The organism is Pseudomonas fluorescens (genome assembly GCF_000802965.1).
Lineage (GTDB): Bacteria > Pseudomonadota > Gammaproteobacteria > Pseudomonadales > Pseudomonadaceae > Aquipseudomonas > Aquipseudomonas fluorescens_A.
On the sequence record NZ_JSAK01000016.1, the window covers coordinates 21285 to 39465 of the forward strand.

Consider the following 18181-nt stretch of genomic DNA (forward strand, 5'->3'; position numbering starts at 1 on the left):
CCACTCATGCAGAATCGCCCGACTCCATTCTGCAGAGACATACCGGATGTTCGCTTCTGCTAATCAACCCCGTTTCACGCTGACCGTCGACGGCGTTCAGAGTGAGCTCCAAGTGCTTGAGTTCAAGGGCAAGGAAGCCATCAGCCAGCCCTACCGCTTTGATCTGCAACTGGTCAGCGAGCGGCCGGACATCGAGCTCGAAAGCCTTTTGCATCGTCAGGCGTTTCTGAGTTTTGATGCGCAAGGTAGCGGAATCCATGGTCAGATTTTTCGGGTGGGTCAGGGTGATTCCGGCAAGCGTCTGACGCATTACCAGATCAGCCTGGTGCCGCGTCTCGCTTATCTCGCCCAGCGTCTGAACCAGCGCATCTTCCAGCACAAAAGTGTGCCTGCGATCATCACCCAAATCTTCAAGGACCACGGCATCCTCGGCGATGCCTTCGCGTTTCAGCTGGGCGGCGACTACCCGGAACGCGAGTACTGCGTGCAATACGCGGAAAGCGATCTGGCGTTCATTCAGCGGTTGTGTGCCGAGATCGGCATTCACTACCACTTCCAACACAGCCTTGATGGGCACCTGCTAGTGTTCGGCGATGACCAGACGGTTTTTCCGCGCCTTCCCGAACCAACTTCCTACCGGCCCGGCAGTGGCATGGCTGGAGATGAACCTGTCATTGAGCGCTTTAACGTACGCCTGGAAACCAGGACGACCGCCGTTACCCGCCGTGACTACGACTTCCATAAACCGCGCCTTCAAATGCAAAGCAGTCGCGACACCGAGCAGCTGCCGGCACTGGAGGACTACGGATTTCCGGGGCAATTCAATGATCGCGAAATCGGTGCGGACCTGGCTCAGCGCACACTGGAGCGCCATCGCGCGGATTACCGCCAGGCCCAAGGTGAGGGTGATCAATCGACGCTGATTTGCGGGCATTTCCTGTCACTCGAGGAACACCCCCGTCAGGAGTGGAATGACCTGTGGCTACTCACTGAAATCGAACACCATGGCCGACAACCGCAAGTGCTTGAAGAGTCGGCGGGCAGCGATAACTCGGATAATTTCCAAGGCTATCGCAATACATTTCTGGCGACGCCGTGGGATGTTTTCTTTCGTCCACCGCTCATCAAGAAACCACCGGTCGCCGGCTATCAATCCGCCGTGGTCACCGGGCCGAAAGACAGCGAAATCCATTGCGACGAATTCGGTCGGGTGAAGGTTCAGCTGGCCTGGGACCGCGACGGCGAACGCAATGATCGCTCCAGTTGCTGGTTGCGGGTGGCAAGCAGTTGGGCTCACGACGGTTATGGCGCTGTGTTGACGCCGCGCGTTGGCATGGAAGTGCTGGTGGGGTTCGTTGATGGCGATGCAGACAAACCGTTGGTGATGGGGTGTTTACCCAATGGAGCCAACGCTGTAGCACTGGATTTGCCCGCCAACAAAACCAGCAGCGTGTTACGCAGCCAGACCAGCCCGGCTGAGCCTGATGGCGTGCGAGGCTACAACGAATTGCGCATCGAGGATCGCCGGGGCGCTGAAGAAATCTACCTGCGTGCCCAGCGCAATTGGAACCAGTGGGTGCGACATGACATGCATGTCCAGGTGGATAGCCAGCGTAGCGTGGTCGTCGGTGGCGTCGACCGCAACGAGACGCGGGGTGATCGTCTGGCTGAGCTAAAACAGAACGATCATCTGCATGTCTGCGGCGACCGCTATATCCGCGTAACCAGTCAGGCGCTCAACGCCAGTCAGCAGTTTCACGTCAGCGCCGGCCAGCAAGTGGTGATCGACGGCGGGGCGAGCGCGACCATTCAGGCGGGTGGGCAGTGGATCAACATTGGCCCTGGCGGGATTTTCAGCAGTGTACCGATCGAGGTCGGTGGGGCGCCGATGGCGGCCATGACGGTGACAAGCGCAGTGGGCACTTTGGAGAAAACGCTGGCGTCACCAATAGCCTTGCTAAGCGCGGCTCAAATTCTCAACCTGAAAAACAACGCGCCGTTCTGCGAACAATGCGAGCGCTGCAAGGACGGTTATTGTGCAGCCTGAACGCTTGTCTCCCCTTGCTTGGCTGGCGTCCCGGCCACTGAAACCATCGGAGCAACTCTTCGCCGTCTTCAGCAGTGCGAGCGCCGCTGAACCGCTCAAGGCCTGGCAGCGTTCGATTGCCGCGCAAGCGCCGAGCCCGATATGGGCTGGTACGGCTTACGCCGAGTGGAAACCGGTGATGCCCTATGTCGCAATTGTCGCCGCGGACAGTGAGTTTTTGGAGTGGGTGGCGGCCACTGAATTTGACGATTGGGGGTGGCTGGCTGTGTCATCGGTGAGCCTTGAAGTGTTGGCCGAGCATCTGCGCAGCCTCACGCAAGTACTCCTGCCCGATGGCAATCCGGTGTTTTTCCGTTTCTGGGATGGGCGCCATTTACTGCCGATTCTTCGGTGTTGCGAGTTGGATTCAGCTGAACTGCTGCCGGTGATTGGACGGTGTTTGATCAATGGTCAGCCCCTTGATTTCGAAGGCGGCGCAGAGACGGGCGCGAAGGCGTTTCCATGGTGGCAGGTGTCTGAATCCCTGCTGCAAAAGCTCGGGGCCGAGGATGCTGCAACCCGTATCGGCAATTTGATGCAGTGGCTGAGTGAAGAGCAGCCGAGTGTTTTCGAGGCGTTTTCTGAAAATGTACTGCGCAGCAAGGTTGCGAATTTTCTATCTCAGTCTGAGTTGGCGCTGCCTAAAGATGAATTGTTAGCGTACTTGGTGGAGGAAATGCAGTAGGTCCTAGGACATTTCCGGGCAAGGTCCTCGGAGATTTCCTTCAAGTTGTAGTGGATTGCGTGAACTGGTGGGTGAGGGATTGGAGGGATAGTCTTTGGCTGTCACTGCAAATTCAGTGACAGGGTGTGGAAGCCCTTCTATCGTTAGGCGCGCAAGTGCCACCAGTTCGGCGTCGTCTGTGTTTTATGGTGGTTGTGCGCGGGGCGCTTTCGAGTGCGCTGGGTGCCTAACGTCCCGGTCTTCCACACCTGCGTACAGCCACCACCCATTGCGTGGAAGTGAAGGGTGACGGCTCCAGTCCATACGTTAGGAAGCTGAAAAATGACAAAGCTCCATCCCGATCCACCGTACGTAAAACCAGTCCCCCATCCCGAAAACCGCTTCATGGCCCTCACCAGCAACTGCAACGACATGCCCACCCTGTTCGTCGATACCCAGGCGCCACTCGGTGTCCTGTATGACGCTGCGAGCTACCGCATTCAAGCCGTCACCCAAGTGCTGAAAAACCGATCCATGCGCGGCACGATCGAGTGCGAGTCGTTCATCCTCAGCGACTTTGCCTTGCTCTGTGCCATTCCGTTGCGCGATGGCTGTGATGTGCTGGATGTGCTTGGCCGGCGATTGCGGGCGCGGCCTTCGGCGTAGTGCAGAGGCGCTTTTGTGGCGAGGGAGCTTGCTCCCGCTCGGCTGCGCAGCAGTCGTAAACCGGGGAGTGAGGTGTGTCATGCAGAGGCCGGTTTGCAGGTTTTGGGGTTGCTTCGCAGTCCAGCGGGAGCAAGCTCCCTCGCCACAGGAGCAAGGTCAAAAGATCGCAGCCTTCGGCAGCTCCTACAGTGGGTGGGTGGCCGCTCGGCTGTGAGGCCCTGACTTGCCGGCCGGTAAAAGGTAAACTTCCCGGCCTTCGCAGGAGCAGCCATGAATTATCGTCACGCCTTCCATGCCGGCAATCACGCCGATGTGTTCAAACACCTGACCTTGACCCGCCTCATCGCCCTGATGTCGCGCAAGGAGCAGCCGTTTGCCTATCTCGATACCCACGCTGGCATTGGTCTGTATGACCTGCAGGGTGATCAGGCTAGCCGTACCGGCGAGTACCTGGAAGGCATTGCGCGTTTGTGGGATCAGCCGGATCTGCCGATCCTGACCGCTGATTACATGCAGGTGTTGCACGAGATGAACCCGGATGGCCAGTTGCGCTACTACCCGGGCTCGCCGGAGTTGGCGCGGCGCCTGACCCGTCCGCAGGATCGCGTGATGCTCAACGAAAAGCACCCGGAAGACGGCGTGCTGCTCAAGGACAACATGGCCGGTGATCGTCGGGTCAAGGTGCATTTGGGCGAAGGCTGGCATGTGCCGCGTGCGATGTTGCCGGTGCAGGAGAAGCGTGCGGTGATGTTGATCGATCCGCCGTTCGAGAAGCTCGATGAGATGCAGCGTTGCGCGGCGTCGTTGAAAGAAGCGATTGGCCGGATGCGCCAAACCGTGGCGGCGATCTGGTACCCGGTGAAGGACCAGCGCGCGTTGCGTCGCTTCTACCAGGACCTGGCCGGCACCGGTGCGCCGAAGCTGTTGCGTGTGGAGTTGCTGGTGCATCCGCTGGATACGCCCGACAGCCTGAACGGCTCCGGTCTGGCGATTGCCAATCCGCCGTGGGGGCTTGAGGAAGAATTGCGCGAGTTGCTGCCGTGGCTGTCCGAGAAACTTGGGCAGACGCAGGGCGGGTGGCGGATGGATTGGTTGATTGCTGAATAGCAGCTGCGAGTTTTAAGCGGCAAGCGGCAAGTAAGAACAGCAAGATCAAAAGATCGCAGCCTTCGGCAGCTCCTACAGGTGTACGCAAAACACTGTAGGAGCTGCCGAAGGCTGCGATCTTTTGCTTTTAGCGATTAAATCGGGCAGGTCACGCCTGTACCACCAATCCCGCAATAACCTTCAGGATTCTTGGCCAGGTATTGCTGGTGATAGGTCTCGGCAAAGAAGAATGTCGGGGCTTCGTCGATTTCAGTGGTGATCGTGCCTTTCCCAGCCTTGGTCAACTCACCCTGGAACACTTGCTCGCTGTGCTTGGCGGCTGCCAACTGAGCCGGGTTGGTGGCGTAGATCACCGAGCGATACTGAGTGCCGATGTCGTTGCCCTGGCGCATGCCCTGGGTCGGGTTGTGCAGCTCCCAGAACATCTTCAGCAGCTCTTCGTAGCTGACTTTTGCCGGCTCGTAGACCACGAGCACGACTTCGCTATGGCCGGTCAGGCCCGAGCAGACTTCTTCATAGGTCGGGTTTGGCGTGTAACCGCCAGCGTAACCCACGGCCGTACTGACCACGCCTTCACGCTGCCAGAACCGGCGTTCCGCGCCCCAGAAACAGCCAAGGCCGAAGATCGCGAAGTCCACATCCATCGCGAACGGGCCCAGTAGCGGGGCGTCGTGGACGAAGTGTTTTTCCGGCACGGTCATAGGAGTTTCGCGGCCAGGCAGAGCTTGTTCTTTGGTAGGAAGCACGTTTTTGTTCACCAGGATTTCCGAGCGCAGAACCATCATCAGTCCTCTCAGTCAGGTTGAAATAATTAGAGGTGCAGTTTGCCTGAGTGTTGATTCGCTGTCAGGCGATTGGACCGCGCGGGTAGCGTTTGAGCTTTTCGATCAGCTCGGAACCCGGGATCGGCCGGTCGAACAGGTAACCCTGGCCGACATCGCAGCGGTGACGGCGCAGGAAGGCCAATTGATCGGCGGTTTCGATGCCTTCAGCCACGACCTTGATTTTCAGGTTGTGGGCCATGGCGATCACTGCGGAGGTGATTTCCATGTCGTCCTGGTTGTCCGGGATTTCGTGAATAAAGCTTCGATCGATCTTGATGATGTCGATGGGGAATTTTTTCAGGTAACTGAGCGACGAGTAACCGGTGCCGAAGTCGTCCATGGCCAGGGTCAGGCCCAGGCGCTTGAGCTGGTCGAGTTGCAAGTGGGTGTCTTCGGTGGCCTCCAGCAGCAGGCCTTCGGTCAGCTCCAGTTCCAGCAGGTTCGCCGGCAGTGCTTCTTCCTTGAGGATGTTGGCGATGGACGCCACCAAGTCCGGGTCGGAGAACTGTTTGGGCGACAGGTTGATCGCCACTTGAAGATTGCCCAGTCCCGCGGCAGTCAGCGCTTTGCTCATGCGGCAGGCCTGGCGGGCGATCCATTTGCCGATCGGAATGATCAGCCCGGTTTCTTCGGCGACGCTGATGAACTGGTCCGGGCGGATCATGCCTTTTTCCGGATGATCCCAGCGCAGCAGCGCTTCCATACCCAGCAGACGACCACTACGCAGGCACAGTTTGGGCTGGTAGAACACGTCCAGCTCGTTCTGGGTCAGGGCGCGGCGCAGGTTGTTCTCGACGAACAGCTTGTAACTGGCCTCGGCATTCAGCGCTTCGGTGAACACCTGCACCTGGTGTTTGCCGTTGGCCTTAGCCTTGTGCAGCGCCAACCCGGCGTTACGCATCAGGGTTTGCGGGTCGCGCCCGTGCAGCGGCGCGCAGGCCAGGCCCACGGAGCCGGTGACGCTGATCAATTGGTTGTCGACGAACATCGGTTTGTCGAGGGTCGCCAGCAATTGATTGGCCACTTGCTGGCCGACAGAGAGGTCGCTGTTGTCCAGCAATACGGCGAATTCGTTACTGGCGAACCGCGCCAGGCTGCCGCTCGGAATCAGGCTGTTGCGCAGGCGGCGGGCCAGACTGATCAGCAGCTTGTCGCCGGTCTGGTGGCCGAGGCTGTCGTTGATCCGCTTGAAGTTGTCGATGTCCACCAGCAACAGGCTGATCGGTGCATCGCTGTCGCGGGCAAAGCGTTCGTCGAGGTTGCGGATAAACGCCGGCCGGTTGCCCAGGTTGGTCAGGTTATCGGTGTAGGCCAGGCGTTCGATGCGCTGTTGCGCGAGTTTGTTCTGGGTAATGTCTTCGTAAATGCCGATGTAGTGGGTCAGTTCACGGTTGTCGCCGTAGACCTTGGAAATCGACAACTGGCCCCAGTAGGGTTCGAGGTTCTTGCGGCGGCTCTTGAATTCGCCCTGCCAACTGTTGCTCTTGGCCAGCGCAGAAGGCGCGTCGAACAACAGTTCGCTGAGGTTTTCCAGCGCCGGCAGTTCCGACAGCCGTTGGCCGTGGACTTCTTCGGTGCTGTATTGGGTGATCGCGGTGAAGCTCGGGTTGACGTATTCGACCACGCCGTCGCAATTGACCAGCAAAAAGGCGTTGGCGCTTTGCTCGACCGCACGCTGGAACAGGTGCAGGGCGCTGGTGGCGGTGCGGCGGTTGTGGTTGCTGATGACTTGGGCAAACTGATCGGCCAGTTCGCCGGCAAAGGCAATTTCGTCCGACTGCCAGGCGCGGGTAGCACCAATTTGTTCCAGGCACAGCACCCCGACCACTTGGCCGTCGACCCGGATGCTGGCGTCGAGCATGGCGTTCACATCGCGCGGGCGCAGGTGTTCGGCCATTTCCCGGGTGCGGGGGTCGTGCAGGGCGTTGTGAGCGTCGATGGCGCGGCCGGTGTGCAAGGCGTCGAGGTAATCCGGAAAGCCACTGACGTCGATCGGCTGCGGCAGCAGGTATTCCTGGCTGACGCGGTGATAGGCCGAGATCGGCACCAGCATCGGCCCTTCGAGGTTCCACAGGCTGGCGCAGTCAATCTGGTAGATATCGCAGGCGCTGCGGGTGATCAGTTCGGCGGCTTCTTGCAGGGAGTTGTTGCTGCTGTAGCGTTGACGGGTCAGCAACAGGATCAAGTCCTGCTGGGCGCGCACCCGGTCCAGGTGCAGCAATTGTTCCTGCTGGGCTCGCTGGTTGAGTTCGAGGGCGATTTGCAGGCGCGAGTTCTGGGTTTCCAGATCGAGGGCGGGCAACAGTGGGTCATCTTCGAACAAACCGTCGATCACCAGCAGGTAACCGCGCAGCAGGTGTCGATTATGTTGTTTGAAGGGTTCGCCCATTTCCAGCAGGGTCAGCGAGCCTGAGGCGGTGTGCAGGGTGTAGCGGATCAGGTAGTGCGAGCCTTCGCTCAATTGTTGCTGGATCGCGTCATGCAACTGATAGCGAGCTTCGGGCTCCATCAGGCTCGCATAGGGCGAGCCGACCAGAGCGCACAGCTCCATGGCCGGCAGGCCGAATTGGCGTTCGCAATTGGGGTCGAGAAACAGCAGGGCCCAGCTGGGTTCATTAAGCCGTTCGAAACGCAGCATGCCGAGCCGCGAGGGCACAGGCAACTGCGTTACTACCTCGGCCACCATACGGCTGGCGGCATCGGGTTGGCTTTTCATATGGAGGGAAACTCGCTTCGAATATGCTGAACGCGCCGGGCTCTCGCCCTCTTTACGGTTGGCTGCGGCAAGGTTGCATCATTGCGACACCGACTGACAAGAGACATGAAGGCCAAGTGCTATAAGAATATGTCGGCAGCGGTGAAGATTTCTCCAGCAAACGATCAAAAGATTGAATTAAACCGAAAAGATCGCAGCCTGCGGCAGCTCCCGTCCCAATGCAGGAGCTGCCGAAGGCTGCGATCTTTTGCTTTTAACGCAACAAAATGCTGGCCGACTCTAAAAAGTGGCCATCCCGGTCGTGGTAGCGCACATCGATCCGGTCTGCATCGACAATGAGATGCGCAAAGTTGTCCTGGCTGATCACGTTGCTGGTCAATTCGTGGCGATAATCGCCCGCGGCGGTTCTTGCCAATGGTTGATCGAGAATGAAGGTGGACGCTTTGGCATAGGGCAGCAGTTTGCTGTTGCACAGCGGTGACGAGACGATGGTGTGAACCTCGAAGTCCGGGTCTTCGCTGTGGGTCAGCCGGCTCGTCAAGGAGCCGTGGACATCGCCGGAGACGAAGAAGACGTTCTTGATGCGGTGTGTACGAATCGTCTCCAGTAATCGCAGGCGTTGCTCAGGAAAAGCTTGCCACGCGTCATCGCCCAGGCGTTTACGGTCGGGGTAAAACATGACACTGGTGACCACGAATTTGACCCGGGCCGGGCTGTGGATCAGCCATTGGCACAAAGCCTGTTCCTGCTCGACATCCAGAATGCGCCGGTCGACTTCCGAAAGATTGCGCCGGGTTCTGCTGTCAGTGATAAACCATTCAATATCGCCTTCAGTAAATTGATACCAGTACTTGTCCAGCTTCTTGTTTATTTGGCCGCTGCCGGACAGTTGCTGTGCCGGGCTATGGCTGGCTTGATATAACTCGTAGGCCTTTATGGCATTGGTATATAGAAGGTCATCGGATTTATTTCGTTTAGCTGGCCAATTATCTTCAATCTCATGATCGTCAAGGATCATGTAAGTTGGCAGTCCGGACATTAGTTTTGCAATGTTTGGTTGGGTAAAAGCCACGCGATACTTGTGAAGGATTTCCTTGAGTTCCCGGTCGGGCGCAACGATGTTCAGGTCATCGACATAGATCTGGTCGCCGGTCATTAACATTGCACTGATGGGCGGGTTGGCGTGTTCCACCAGCTTTGATATCGAGGCGAAAATCCTGTCGCCCAGATGAGGTGCGGATGCGATGCCGGCGGTGATTCGCAGATAGCGGCAAGATCCTACGACGTAGGCTCGGGGCAGGGTGGGCTGACTGGAGCGGGTGCGGAAGCGATGGATCTGCCGCGGCCATTGCAGGGGCAGTTCTTCAACCGTTTCCACCGTGTGTACCGGATTCATCGGGCTGAACCAGCCGGCCTGGTATTCATGGTCAGTATCAGCAGCAAGATCATTGAGGGTAAAGACTTCGCACATGTCGCGAAGATTATCGAGTTTTGCGAAAAGACCTTTTGACCAGCGTTCTTCTCCAAGTCGTCTATAACGGATGCCGGCGAATACCGAAGCATCCTTTTGTTTATCTCCGCGCAAGAATATGCGTACATGATTAGTTGTGCTGTGACCGATTATTGGGCCAACAGTGGGTTTAACTAAGTTCGAGTCCATTCGGTTTCTGCTATTAAAGTAGACGAGATTCAAGACTAGTTATTGAGCCTTAAAAAATATCGAGCCGAAATGGATTTAAGTTGTGGGCGATATCAGCCACAAATGTAGGAAAGGCTTCCCGTAGGAGCCGGCTTGCTGGCGATGATCGTTAACGGTAACGCGTAGGGTCTGGATAGACGCGGTGCTTTTTCGACCATCGCCAGCAAGCCGGCCCCTACAGGTTTCCCGGGATTGTGTGAGAGCAAAAAAAAGCCCCGCCAAATTGGCGGGGTTGAGGTACGAGCGTGGCGCTCGGAAACGTGAAACGCGACAGGCCCTCCAGCGAAGGAGGGCCGGCCGGTGTTACAGCAGGATGGTGCGGATGTCCGCCAGCAGGCTGCCCAGACGCTGGGTGAAGCGTGCGGCAGCGGCGCCGTTGATCACACGGTGATCGTAGGACAGCGACAGCGGCAGCATCAGCTTCGGCTGGAAGGCTTTGCCGTCCCAGACTGGCTGGATGGTTGCCTTGGAAACACCGAGGATCGCCACTTCCGGCGCGTTGACGATCGGCGTGAAGCCGGTGCCGCCAATGTGGCCGAGGCTGGAAATGGTGAAGCAGGCGCCTTGCATGTCGTCAGCCGTGAGCTTCTTGTCGCGGGCCTTGGCGGCCAGCGCAGCGGCTTCGGCCGCCAGTTGCAGCAGGCTCTTCTGGTCGACGTTCTTGATGACCGGTACCAGCAGGCCATCCGGGGTGTCGACGGCGAAGCCGATGTTGACGTATTTCTTGCGAATGATCGCCTTGCCGCTTGGTGCCAGCGAACTGTTGAAGTCCGGCAGCTCCTTGAGCAGGTGTGCGCACGACTTGAGCAGCAGCGGCAGGATGGTCAGCTTGACGCCGGCCTTCTCTGCAACGGCTTTCTGCGCAACACGGAACGCCTCCAGCTCAGTGATATCAGCCGAATCGAACTGAGTCACGTGCGGAATGTTCAACCAGCTGCGGTGCAGGCTCGACGCGCCGATTTGCATCAGGCGGGTCATCGGTACTTCTTCGATTTCGCCAAAACGGCTGAAGTCGACGACCGGAATCGGCGGGATGCCCGCGCCACCGGTTGCGCCAGCAGCAGCGGCCGGAGCTTCCTTGGCCTTCTGCATCATGGCTTTGACGTAAACCTGCACGTCTTCTTTCAGGATGCGACCGTGCGGACCGCTGGCGCCAACAGCGCTCAGCTCCACACCAAATTCACGGGCCAGTTGACGTACGGCTGGGCCGGCGTGAACTTTGGCGCCAGGCTTGGCTGGAGCGGCAACCGGGGCGGCGGCAGCAGGTGCAGCGGCAGCCGGAGCAGCAGCGGCTGGCGCAGGAGCGCTCGCAGCGGCGGCAGGTGCCGGGGCAGCAGCAGGCGCCGCGCCTTTGACTTTCAGCTTGAGGATCAGGTCGCCAGTACCGACTTCGTCATCCAGCTTGACGGAAACGCTTTCCACCACGCCAGCGGCTGGCGATGGAATTTCCATGCTCGCCTTGTCGGATTCCAGGGTGATCAGCGACTGATCGGCTTCAACGGTGTCGCCGGCCTTGACCAGGACTTCGATGATCTTGGCCTTGCCCGCCGAACCGATGTCCGGAACGTGGATGTCCTGGACGCTGTCGGCTACCGGTGCAGCCGGAGCGGCAGCGGCTGGCGCAGGAGCAGCGGCGGCAGGGGCAGCAGCCTGAGCTGGAGCCGCGGCAGCAGCCGGTGCCGCAGCACCCGCCACTTCCAGATCCAGAATCAGGTCGCCAGTGCCGACTTCGTCGTTGAGCTTGACGCTGATGGCCTTGACCACGCCAGCGGCAGGCGACGGGATCTCCATGCTGGCCTTGTCGGATTCCAGGGTGATCAAAGATTGATCAGCCGAGACGGTATCGCCGACCTTGACCTGGATCTCGATGATCTGGGCCTTGCCCGACGAGCCGATGTCCGGCACGTGCACTTGCTGAACCGAAGCGGCAGCCGGCGCAGCAGCAGGAGCGGCGGCGGCAGGAGCAGCAGCCGGTTTGGCTTCTGCTTTTGCAGCTGGCGCAGCGGCAGCCGCAGGGGCCGCCTCAGCGGCACCTTCGACTTCCAGCTCCAGCAGTTCGTCGCCTTCTTTCAGGCGATCGCCCAGCTTCACTTTCAGGCTCTTGACGATACCGGCCTTCGGCGCGGGCACTTCCATGCTCGCCTTGTCCGATTCCAGCGTCAGGATGCTCTGGTCGGCTTCGATACGGTCGCCGACCTTCACAAACAGTTCAATTACTTCACCTTCACCGCTGCCGATGTCAGGTACGCGAATGAGTTCGCTCACAGAATCTCTCCTCAGCAGTCCAGTGGGTTGAGTTTTTCCGGGTTGATACCGAACTTGGCGATGGCTTCGGCCACAACCTTAGGTTCGATGTCACCACGGTCAGCCAGTGCTTCCAGGGCTGCCAACACCACGAAATGACGGTCGACTTCGAAGAAATGACGCAGTTTCTTGCGGCTGTCGCTGCGGCCGAAACCGTCGGTGCCCAGGACTTTGAATTCCTTGGACGGTACCCACTGACGGATCTGCTCGGCGAACAGTTTCATGTAGTCGGTAGAAGCGATGACCGGACCTTTACGGCCGTTCAGGCACTCTTCGACGTAGCTCAGCTTAGGCTTCTGGCCAGGGTGCAGACGGTTGGTGCGCTCAACGGCCAGGCCGTCGCGACGCAGTTCGTTGAAGCTGGTAACGCTCCACACGTCGGCGCCGACGTTGAACTCTTCACGCAGGATCTTCGCGGCTTCACGGACTTCACGCAGGATGGTGCCGGAGCCCATCAGCTGAACGTGGTGCGCCGCTTCGCGGTTGTCTTCCTCGAGCAGGTACATGCCTTTCTTGATGCCTTCTTCGGCACCGGCCGGCATGGCTGGCTGCTGGTACGACTCGTTCATCACGGTGATGTAGTAGAAGACGTCCTGTTGCTCTTCGGTCATCTTCTTCATGCCGTCCTGAATGATCACCGCCAGCTCGTAGCCGTAGGTTGGATCGTAGGTGCGGCAGTTCGGGATGGTGGCGGCCAGCAGGTGGCTGTGACCGTCTTCGTGCTGCAGGCCTTCACCGTTCAGGGTGGTACGGCCGGCGGTGCCGCCGATCAGGAAGCCACGGGTACGGCTGTCACCAGCGGCCCAGGCCAAGTCACCGATACGCTGGAAGCCGAACATCGAGTAGAAGATGTAGAACGGCAGCATTGGCTGGTTGTGGCTGGAGTACGAAGTACCGGCAGCGATGAAGGAGCTCATGGCGCCCGCTTCGTTGATGCCTTCTTCGAGGATCTGGCCCTTCTTGTCTTCCTTGTAGAACATCACCTGGTCTTTATCGACTGGCTCGTAGAGCTGGCCGACGGACGAGTAGATGCCCAACTGACGGAACATGCCTTCCATACCGAAGGTACGGGCTTCGTCCGGAATGATCGGCACGATGCGCGGGCCGATTTCCTTGTCCTTGACCAGTTGCGCCAGGATGCGCACGAAAGCCATGGTGGTGGAAATTTCACGGTCGCCGGAACCGTCGAGGATCGCCTTGAGGGTGTCCAGGTCCGGGGTCGGTACGCTGAAGCTCTGCGCGCGACGCTGTGGCACGAAACCGCCCAGTGCAGTGCGGCGCTCGCTCAGGTAACGGGCTTCGGCGCTGTTTGGCTCTGGCTTGAAGAACGGCAGGTTCTCCAGCTCTTCGTCCTTGACCGGAATGTCGAAACGATCGCGGAACAGCTTCAGGCTTTCAACATCAACTTTCTTGGTGTTGTGCGCGGTGTTCTTCGCTTCGCCGGCACCGGTGCCATAACCCTTGATGGTCTTGGCCAGGATAACGGTAGGTTGTTCTTTGTGGTTGACCGCTTCGTGGTACGCCGCGTAGACCTTGTACGGGTCGTGGCCGCCACGGTTGAGTTTCCAGATCTCGTCGTCGGACAGGTCTTCAACCATCGCCTTGAGTTCTGGCGAGTTGAAGAAGTGTTCACGGACGAACGCGCCGTCTTTGGCTTTGTAGTTCTGGTACTCGCCGTCGATGACTTCGTCCATGCGACGTTGCAGGATGCCGTCGACGTCCTTGGCCAGCAGTGGATCCCAGAAACGGCCCCAGATGACTTTGGTCACGTTCCACTGAGCACCGCGGAACACGCCTTCGAGTTCCTGGATGATCTTGCCGTTGCCGCGAACCGGGCCGTCGAGGCGCTGCAGGTTGCAGTTGATGACGAAGATCAGGTTGTCGAGCTTCTCGCGGCCAGCCAGGGAGATAGCGCCCAGGGATTCCGGCTCGTCGCACTCGCCGTCGCCCAGGAAGCACCAGACTTTTTGCTTGCCGGCAGGAATGAAGCCACGGGCTTCCAGGTACTTCATGAAGCGCGCCTGGTAGATCGCCTGGATCGGGCCCAGACCCATGGATACCGTCGGGAACTGCCAGAAGTCAGGCATCAGCCAAGGGTGCGGGTAGGACGACAGGCCCTGACCGTCGACTTCCTGGCGGAAGTTGTTCATCTGGTCTTCGGTGATGCGGCCTTCCATGAATGCGCGGGCGTAAACGCCTGGCGAGGTGTGGCCCTGGAAGTAGATCAGGTCGCCGCCGTGTTCGTCGGTCGGGGCCTGGAAGAAGTAGTTGAAGCCGATGTCATACAGGGTCGCACTGGAAGCGAAGCTGGAGATGTGACCACCCAGGTCAGAATCTTTCAGGTTCGTACGCATTACCATGGCCATCGCGTTCCAGCGCACCAACGAGCGAATGCGGCGTTCCATGAACAGGTCGCCAGGCATGCGTGCTTCGTGGGTTACGGGGATCGTGTTGCGGTAAGGCGTGGTGATGGCGTAAGGCAACTGCGAACCGCTGCGGGTTGCGAGTTCACCCATACGGGTCATCAGATAGTGAGCACGGTCTTCGCCTTCTTTGTCGAGAACCGATTCCAGGGCGTCCAGCCATTCCTGGGTTTCGACGGGATCGAGGTCTTGCATGGCTTGCTCCAGGGCGGAAAGGCTACCAGAATCGGTTGCCTGAGTTAGCGACTGGCCTTGTGGGCAGACGTTATGAATTCTTGGATTGCCGATAGGTTGTTCCGGCGGCGTGTAGTTTTACTACAAATCTTCGGGCATTTCAGCTATCCGAATGTATATACGAGTAGTAAAACTACAGATGAGCGGCTTGTGGCCTCCGACTACGTTGTGAGAATAATCGTTAAGGTTGGAATTTTTCCAACCGAGAAAGGTGAAAGCTTGATGCGGTCTGCCAATAAAAAAGAATTTTCAGCTATTTCTAACCTTTGTTCGACAGTCGATCAGGTAGTGAGTTTTGCAAAATCACTACATGCCGCCTTCTATACGCCGATCAAGGATAGACCATGAGCCTCCCTTCGCTTGTTGAACTGCCCGCCATTCTCCTGCCGTTTGTCACCCGCGCCGAGCAGTCGTTCCGTACCGCCGTCGAGGCATTGGATGACGACCATGGACTGCCCGCATGGACGCCTGAACGCTGGGCACAATTTGCCCGCGTCACGGCGGCCAGCGACTTTGTAACCGAACAATCCGTGCGTGATCCGCTGATGCTGCTGGAACTGGTGCAGTCCGGCGAACTGGACCGCAGCTTCGCGCCCGGCGAGTTGTGCGCGCAGATTGCGGCAGCCTCGAATGTGGCTGAAACCGATGATCAACTCGGGCGAGCGTTGCGCCGCCAACGCGCTCGCCACCAAGTGCGGATCATCTGGCGCGACCTGACCCGCCAGGCCGATCTTGTTCAAACCTGCCGCGACCTTTCGGACATGGCCGATGCCAGTATCGATCAGGCCTATCAATGGTTGTACGCGCGGCACTGTCAGCAGTTCGGCGTGCCGACCGGCCGCCGCAGCGGCGAGCCGCAGCAGATGGTTGTGCTTGGCATGGGCAAGCTCGGTGCCGTTGAGCTGAATCTGTCGTCGGACATCGACCTGATTTTCGCCTACCCCGAGGGTGGCGAAACCGTTGGTGTGAAACGCTCGCTGGATAACCAGGAGTTCTTCATTCGTCTCGGTCAGCGTTTGATCAAGGCGCTGGACCCGATGACCGTCGACGGTTTTGTGTTCCGCGTCGACATGCGCCTGCGGCCCTATGGATCGTCGGGCGCGTTGGTCTTGAGCTTCAACGCGCTGGAGCAGTATTACCAGGATCAGGGTCGCGACTGGGAACGCTACGCGATGATCAAGTCGCGGGTGGTGGCCGGCGATCAAGTCGCTGGCGCGCAATTGCAAGAGATGCTGCGTCCGTTCGTTTACCGGCGTTACCTGGATTTTTCTGCCATCGAAGCGCTGCGTACCATGAAGCAGCTGATTCAGCAGGAAGTGCGGCGTAAGGGAATGGCCGACAACATCAAGCTCGGCTCCGGCGGCATCCGCGAAGTGGAGTTTATTGCCCAGGCGTTCCAGCTGATTCACGGCGGTCGCGACCTCAGCCTGCAACAACGTCCGCTATTGAAAGTGCTGAGCACGCTGGAAGGTCAGGGTTACCTGCCGCCAGCGGTGATCAGCGAACTGCGTGAAGGTTACGAATTCCTGCGCTACACCGAACATGCGATCCAGGCGATTGCCGACCGCCAGACCCAGATGCTGCCGGATGGCGCACAGGATCAGGCGCGCATTGCCTTTATGCTGGGCTTCGACGATTGGGCTGCTTTCCATGAGCGGCTGATGTACTGGCGTGGCCGCGTGGCCTGGCACTTCGCTCAGGTGATCGCCGATCCAGACGAGGAGCAAGGTGCCGAAAGCGAAGTGGTGGTCGGCGGTGAATGGCTGCCGTTGTGGGAAGAGGCTCAGGATGAAGAGGCGGCTTGCCGGCAGTTGCAGGAAGGCGGTTTCAGCGATGCCACCAAGGCCCTGAAAGCCTTGGCCGGTCTGCGCGGCAGTCCGCAATTGCGCGCCATGCAACGTCTGGGGCGTGAACGTCTTGATGCCTTTATTCCGCGCTTGCTGGCTCAGGCTGTGGAGCACGCCAATCCGGATCTGGTGCTGGAACGGGTGCTGCCGCTGGTTGAGGCCGTGGCGCGCCGTTCTGCGTATCTGGTGTTGCTGACCGAAAACCCCGGCGCGCTGCGGCGCTTGCTGACGTTGTGCGCGGCGAGTCCGTGGATCGCCGAGCAAATCACCCGTTTCCCGTTGCTGCTCGACGAACTGCTGAATGAAGGTCGACTGTTCAAACCGCCCCTGGCGCCGGAACTGGCCGCCGAATTGCGCGAGCGCCTGACGCGAATTCCCGAGGACGATCTCGAACAGCAAATGGAAGCCCTGCGCCATTTCAAACTGGCGCACCGTTTGCGCGTCGCGGCCTCGGAAATTGCCGGCAGCCTGCCGCTGATGAAAGTCAGCGATTACCTGACCTGGCTTGCCGAAGCGATTCTGGAGCAAGTGCTGGCCCTGGCCTGGCGCCAGACCGTGGCCAAGTACGGCACGCCGCTGCGCACTGACGGCACGCTGTGCGATCCCGGCTTCATCATTGTCGGTTACGGGAAAGTCGGCGGTCTGGAACTCGGGCATGGTTCGGACCTGGATCTGGTGTTCATCCACGACGGCGATCCGCAGGCGGAAACCGACGGGCCGAAACCTATCGATGGTGCGCAATTTTTCACCCGACTCGGGCAGCGGATCATTCACTTGCTCACGGCGCAGACCAACTCCGGTCAGCTCTATGAAGTGGACATGCGTCTGCGACCGTCCGGTGCATCGGGGTTGCTGGTGAGTTCGCTAGGGGCATTTGCCCGCTATCAAGAGAACGAAGCCTGGACCTGGGAACATCAGGCATTGGTACGGGCTCGGGTGCTGGTGGGCAGCGAGGATGTCGGTCAGGCGTTCGAGCAGGTTCGCGCTTCTATCCTGGGCAAGGCACGTGATTTGCCGACCCTGCGCCAGGAGGTCAGCGAGATGCGCGCCAAGATGCGCGATAACCTCGGCAGCAAGAGCACGGCGGCCGGCACTGGGGCGAATGCCTTCGAGGCCACGGCGCCATTCGATCTCAAGCAGGACGCCGGTGGTATCGTCGATATTGAATTTATGGTGCAATACGCGGCCCTGGCGTGGTCGCAAACGCACCCGCCACTGCTGCGCTGGACGGACAATATCCGCATTCTGGAAGAGCTGGAGAGGGCAGGGTTGATGCCCGTCGAGGACGCCAGCCTGTTGCGTGAAGCCTATAAAGCTTACCGCTCCGCCGCCCACCGGCAGGCCTTGCAGAAAGATGCGGGGGTAATCACGGGCGACCAGTTCGCGGACGAACGGCGACAGGTCATGCGGATCTGGCGTGAGCTGGGGCTAAGCTGAGCTGACTTGAAGCGTGGCGGGCTGTTGTGGCGAGGGAGCTTGCTCCCGCTGGAGTGCGAAGCGCTCCCAAATCAGCTTTTGCGGTTTGTCAGATGAGAATACGGTGGCGGGTTTTGGGTCTGCTTCGCAGTCCAGCGGGAGCAAGNNAGCTCCCTCGCCACAGGGGTTTATGCT

At 59.2% G+C, this 18181-nt stretch carries 11 protein-coding genes; 6 read left to right on the top strand and 5 right to left on the bottom strand.

Going from position 1 to position 18181, the window contains the following annotated elements:
• Positions 1-46: 46 nt before the first annotated feature.
• From NL64_RS14060 to NL64_RS14075, 4 genes are all read left to right on the top strand, one after another.
• On the top strand, positions 47-2047 hold the full coding sequence (locus NL64_RS14060; RefSeq protein ID WP_034148677.1) for a type VI secretion system Vgr family protein: 2001 nt from the start codon (positions 47-49) through the stop codon (positions 2045-2047).
• Positions 2037-2771, top strand: a complete 735-nt coding sequence (locus NL64_RS14065; protein ID WP_034148678.1) for a DUF4123 domain-containing protein — start codon at positions 2037-2039, stop codon at positions 2769-2771. Before NL64_RS14060 ends, NL64_RS14065 begins: the two co-directional genes overlap by 11 nt.
• 321 nt (positions 2772-3092) lie before the next feature.
• Complete coding sequence (locus NL64_RS14070; protein WP_080757973.1) at positions 3093-3416, top strand: hypothetical protein; 324 nt, start codon at positions 3093-3095, stop codon at positions 3414-3416.
• A gap of 270 nt (positions 3417-3686) precedes the next feature.
• The gene (locus tag NL64_RS14075; RefSeq protein WP_034148680.1) at positions 3687-4523 is read left to right on the top strand and encodes a 23S rRNA (adenine(2030)-N(6))-methyltransferase RlmJ; all 837 of its coding nucleotides are present in this window, start codon (positions 3687-3689) and stop codon (positions 4521-4523) included.
• A 134-nt stretch (positions 4524-4657) separates the two neighbouring features.
• On the opposite strand, the gene msrA is transcribed toward NL64_RS14075, so the two are convergent.
• The 5 genes from msrA to aceE form a co-directional block, all read right to left on the bottom strand.
• Complete coding sequence (gene msrA, locus NL64_RS14080; RefSeq protein ID WP_034148752.1) at positions 4658-5305, bottom strand: peptide-methionine (S)-S-oxide reductase MsrA; 648 nt, start codon at positions 5303-5305, stop codon at positions 4658-4660.
• A 64-nt stretch (positions 5306-5369) separates the two neighbouring features.
• Complete coding sequence (locus tag NL64_RS14085) at positions 5370-8063, bottom strand: sensor domain-containing phosphodiesterase (protein WP_034148681.1); 2694 nt, start codon at positions 8061-8063, stop codon at positions 5370-5372.
• A 253-nt stretch (positions 8064-8316) separates the two neighbouring features.
• Entirely contained in the window at positions 8317-9723 is a 1407-nt protein-coding gene (locus NL64_RS14090; protein WP_034148682.1) for an alkaline phosphatase D family protein, read from the bottom strand.
• 342 nt (positions 9724-10065) lie between these two features.
• Positions 10066-12027, bottom strand: coding sequence for a dihydrolipoyllysine-residue acetyltransferase (gene aceF, locus NL64_RS14095; protein ID WP_034148683.1), 1962 nt, complete (start codon positions 12025-12027; stop codon positions 10066-10068).
• An 11-nt stretch (positions 12028-12038) separates the two neighbouring features.
• The gene (gene aceE / locus NL64_RS14100) at positions 12039-14684 is read right to left on the bottom strand and encodes a pyruvate dehydrogenase (acetyl-transferring), homodimeric type (RefSeq protein WP_034148684.1); all 2646 of its coding nucleotides are present in this window, start codon (positions 14682-14684) and stop codon (positions 12039-12041) included.
• Between the two features lie 72 nt (positions 14685-14756).
• On the opposite strand from aceE, the gene NL64_RS30135 reads away from it, so the two are divergent.
• A complete protein-coding gene (locus NL64_RS30135; protein ID WP_155292756.1) occupies positions 14757-15071 on the top strand; it encodes a hypothetical protein in 315 nt (104 codons plus the stop codon).
• Entirely contained in the window at positions 15068-18007 is a 2940-nt protein-coding gene (gene glnE, locus NL64_RS14105) for a bifunctional [glutamate--ammonia ligase]-adenylyl-L-tyrosine phosphorylase/[glutamate--ammonia-ligase] adenylyltransferase (protein WP_034148685.1), read from the top strand. Before NL64_RS30135 ends, glnE begins: the two co-directional genes overlap by 4 nt.
• Positions 18008-18181: the final 174 nt, after the last annotated feature.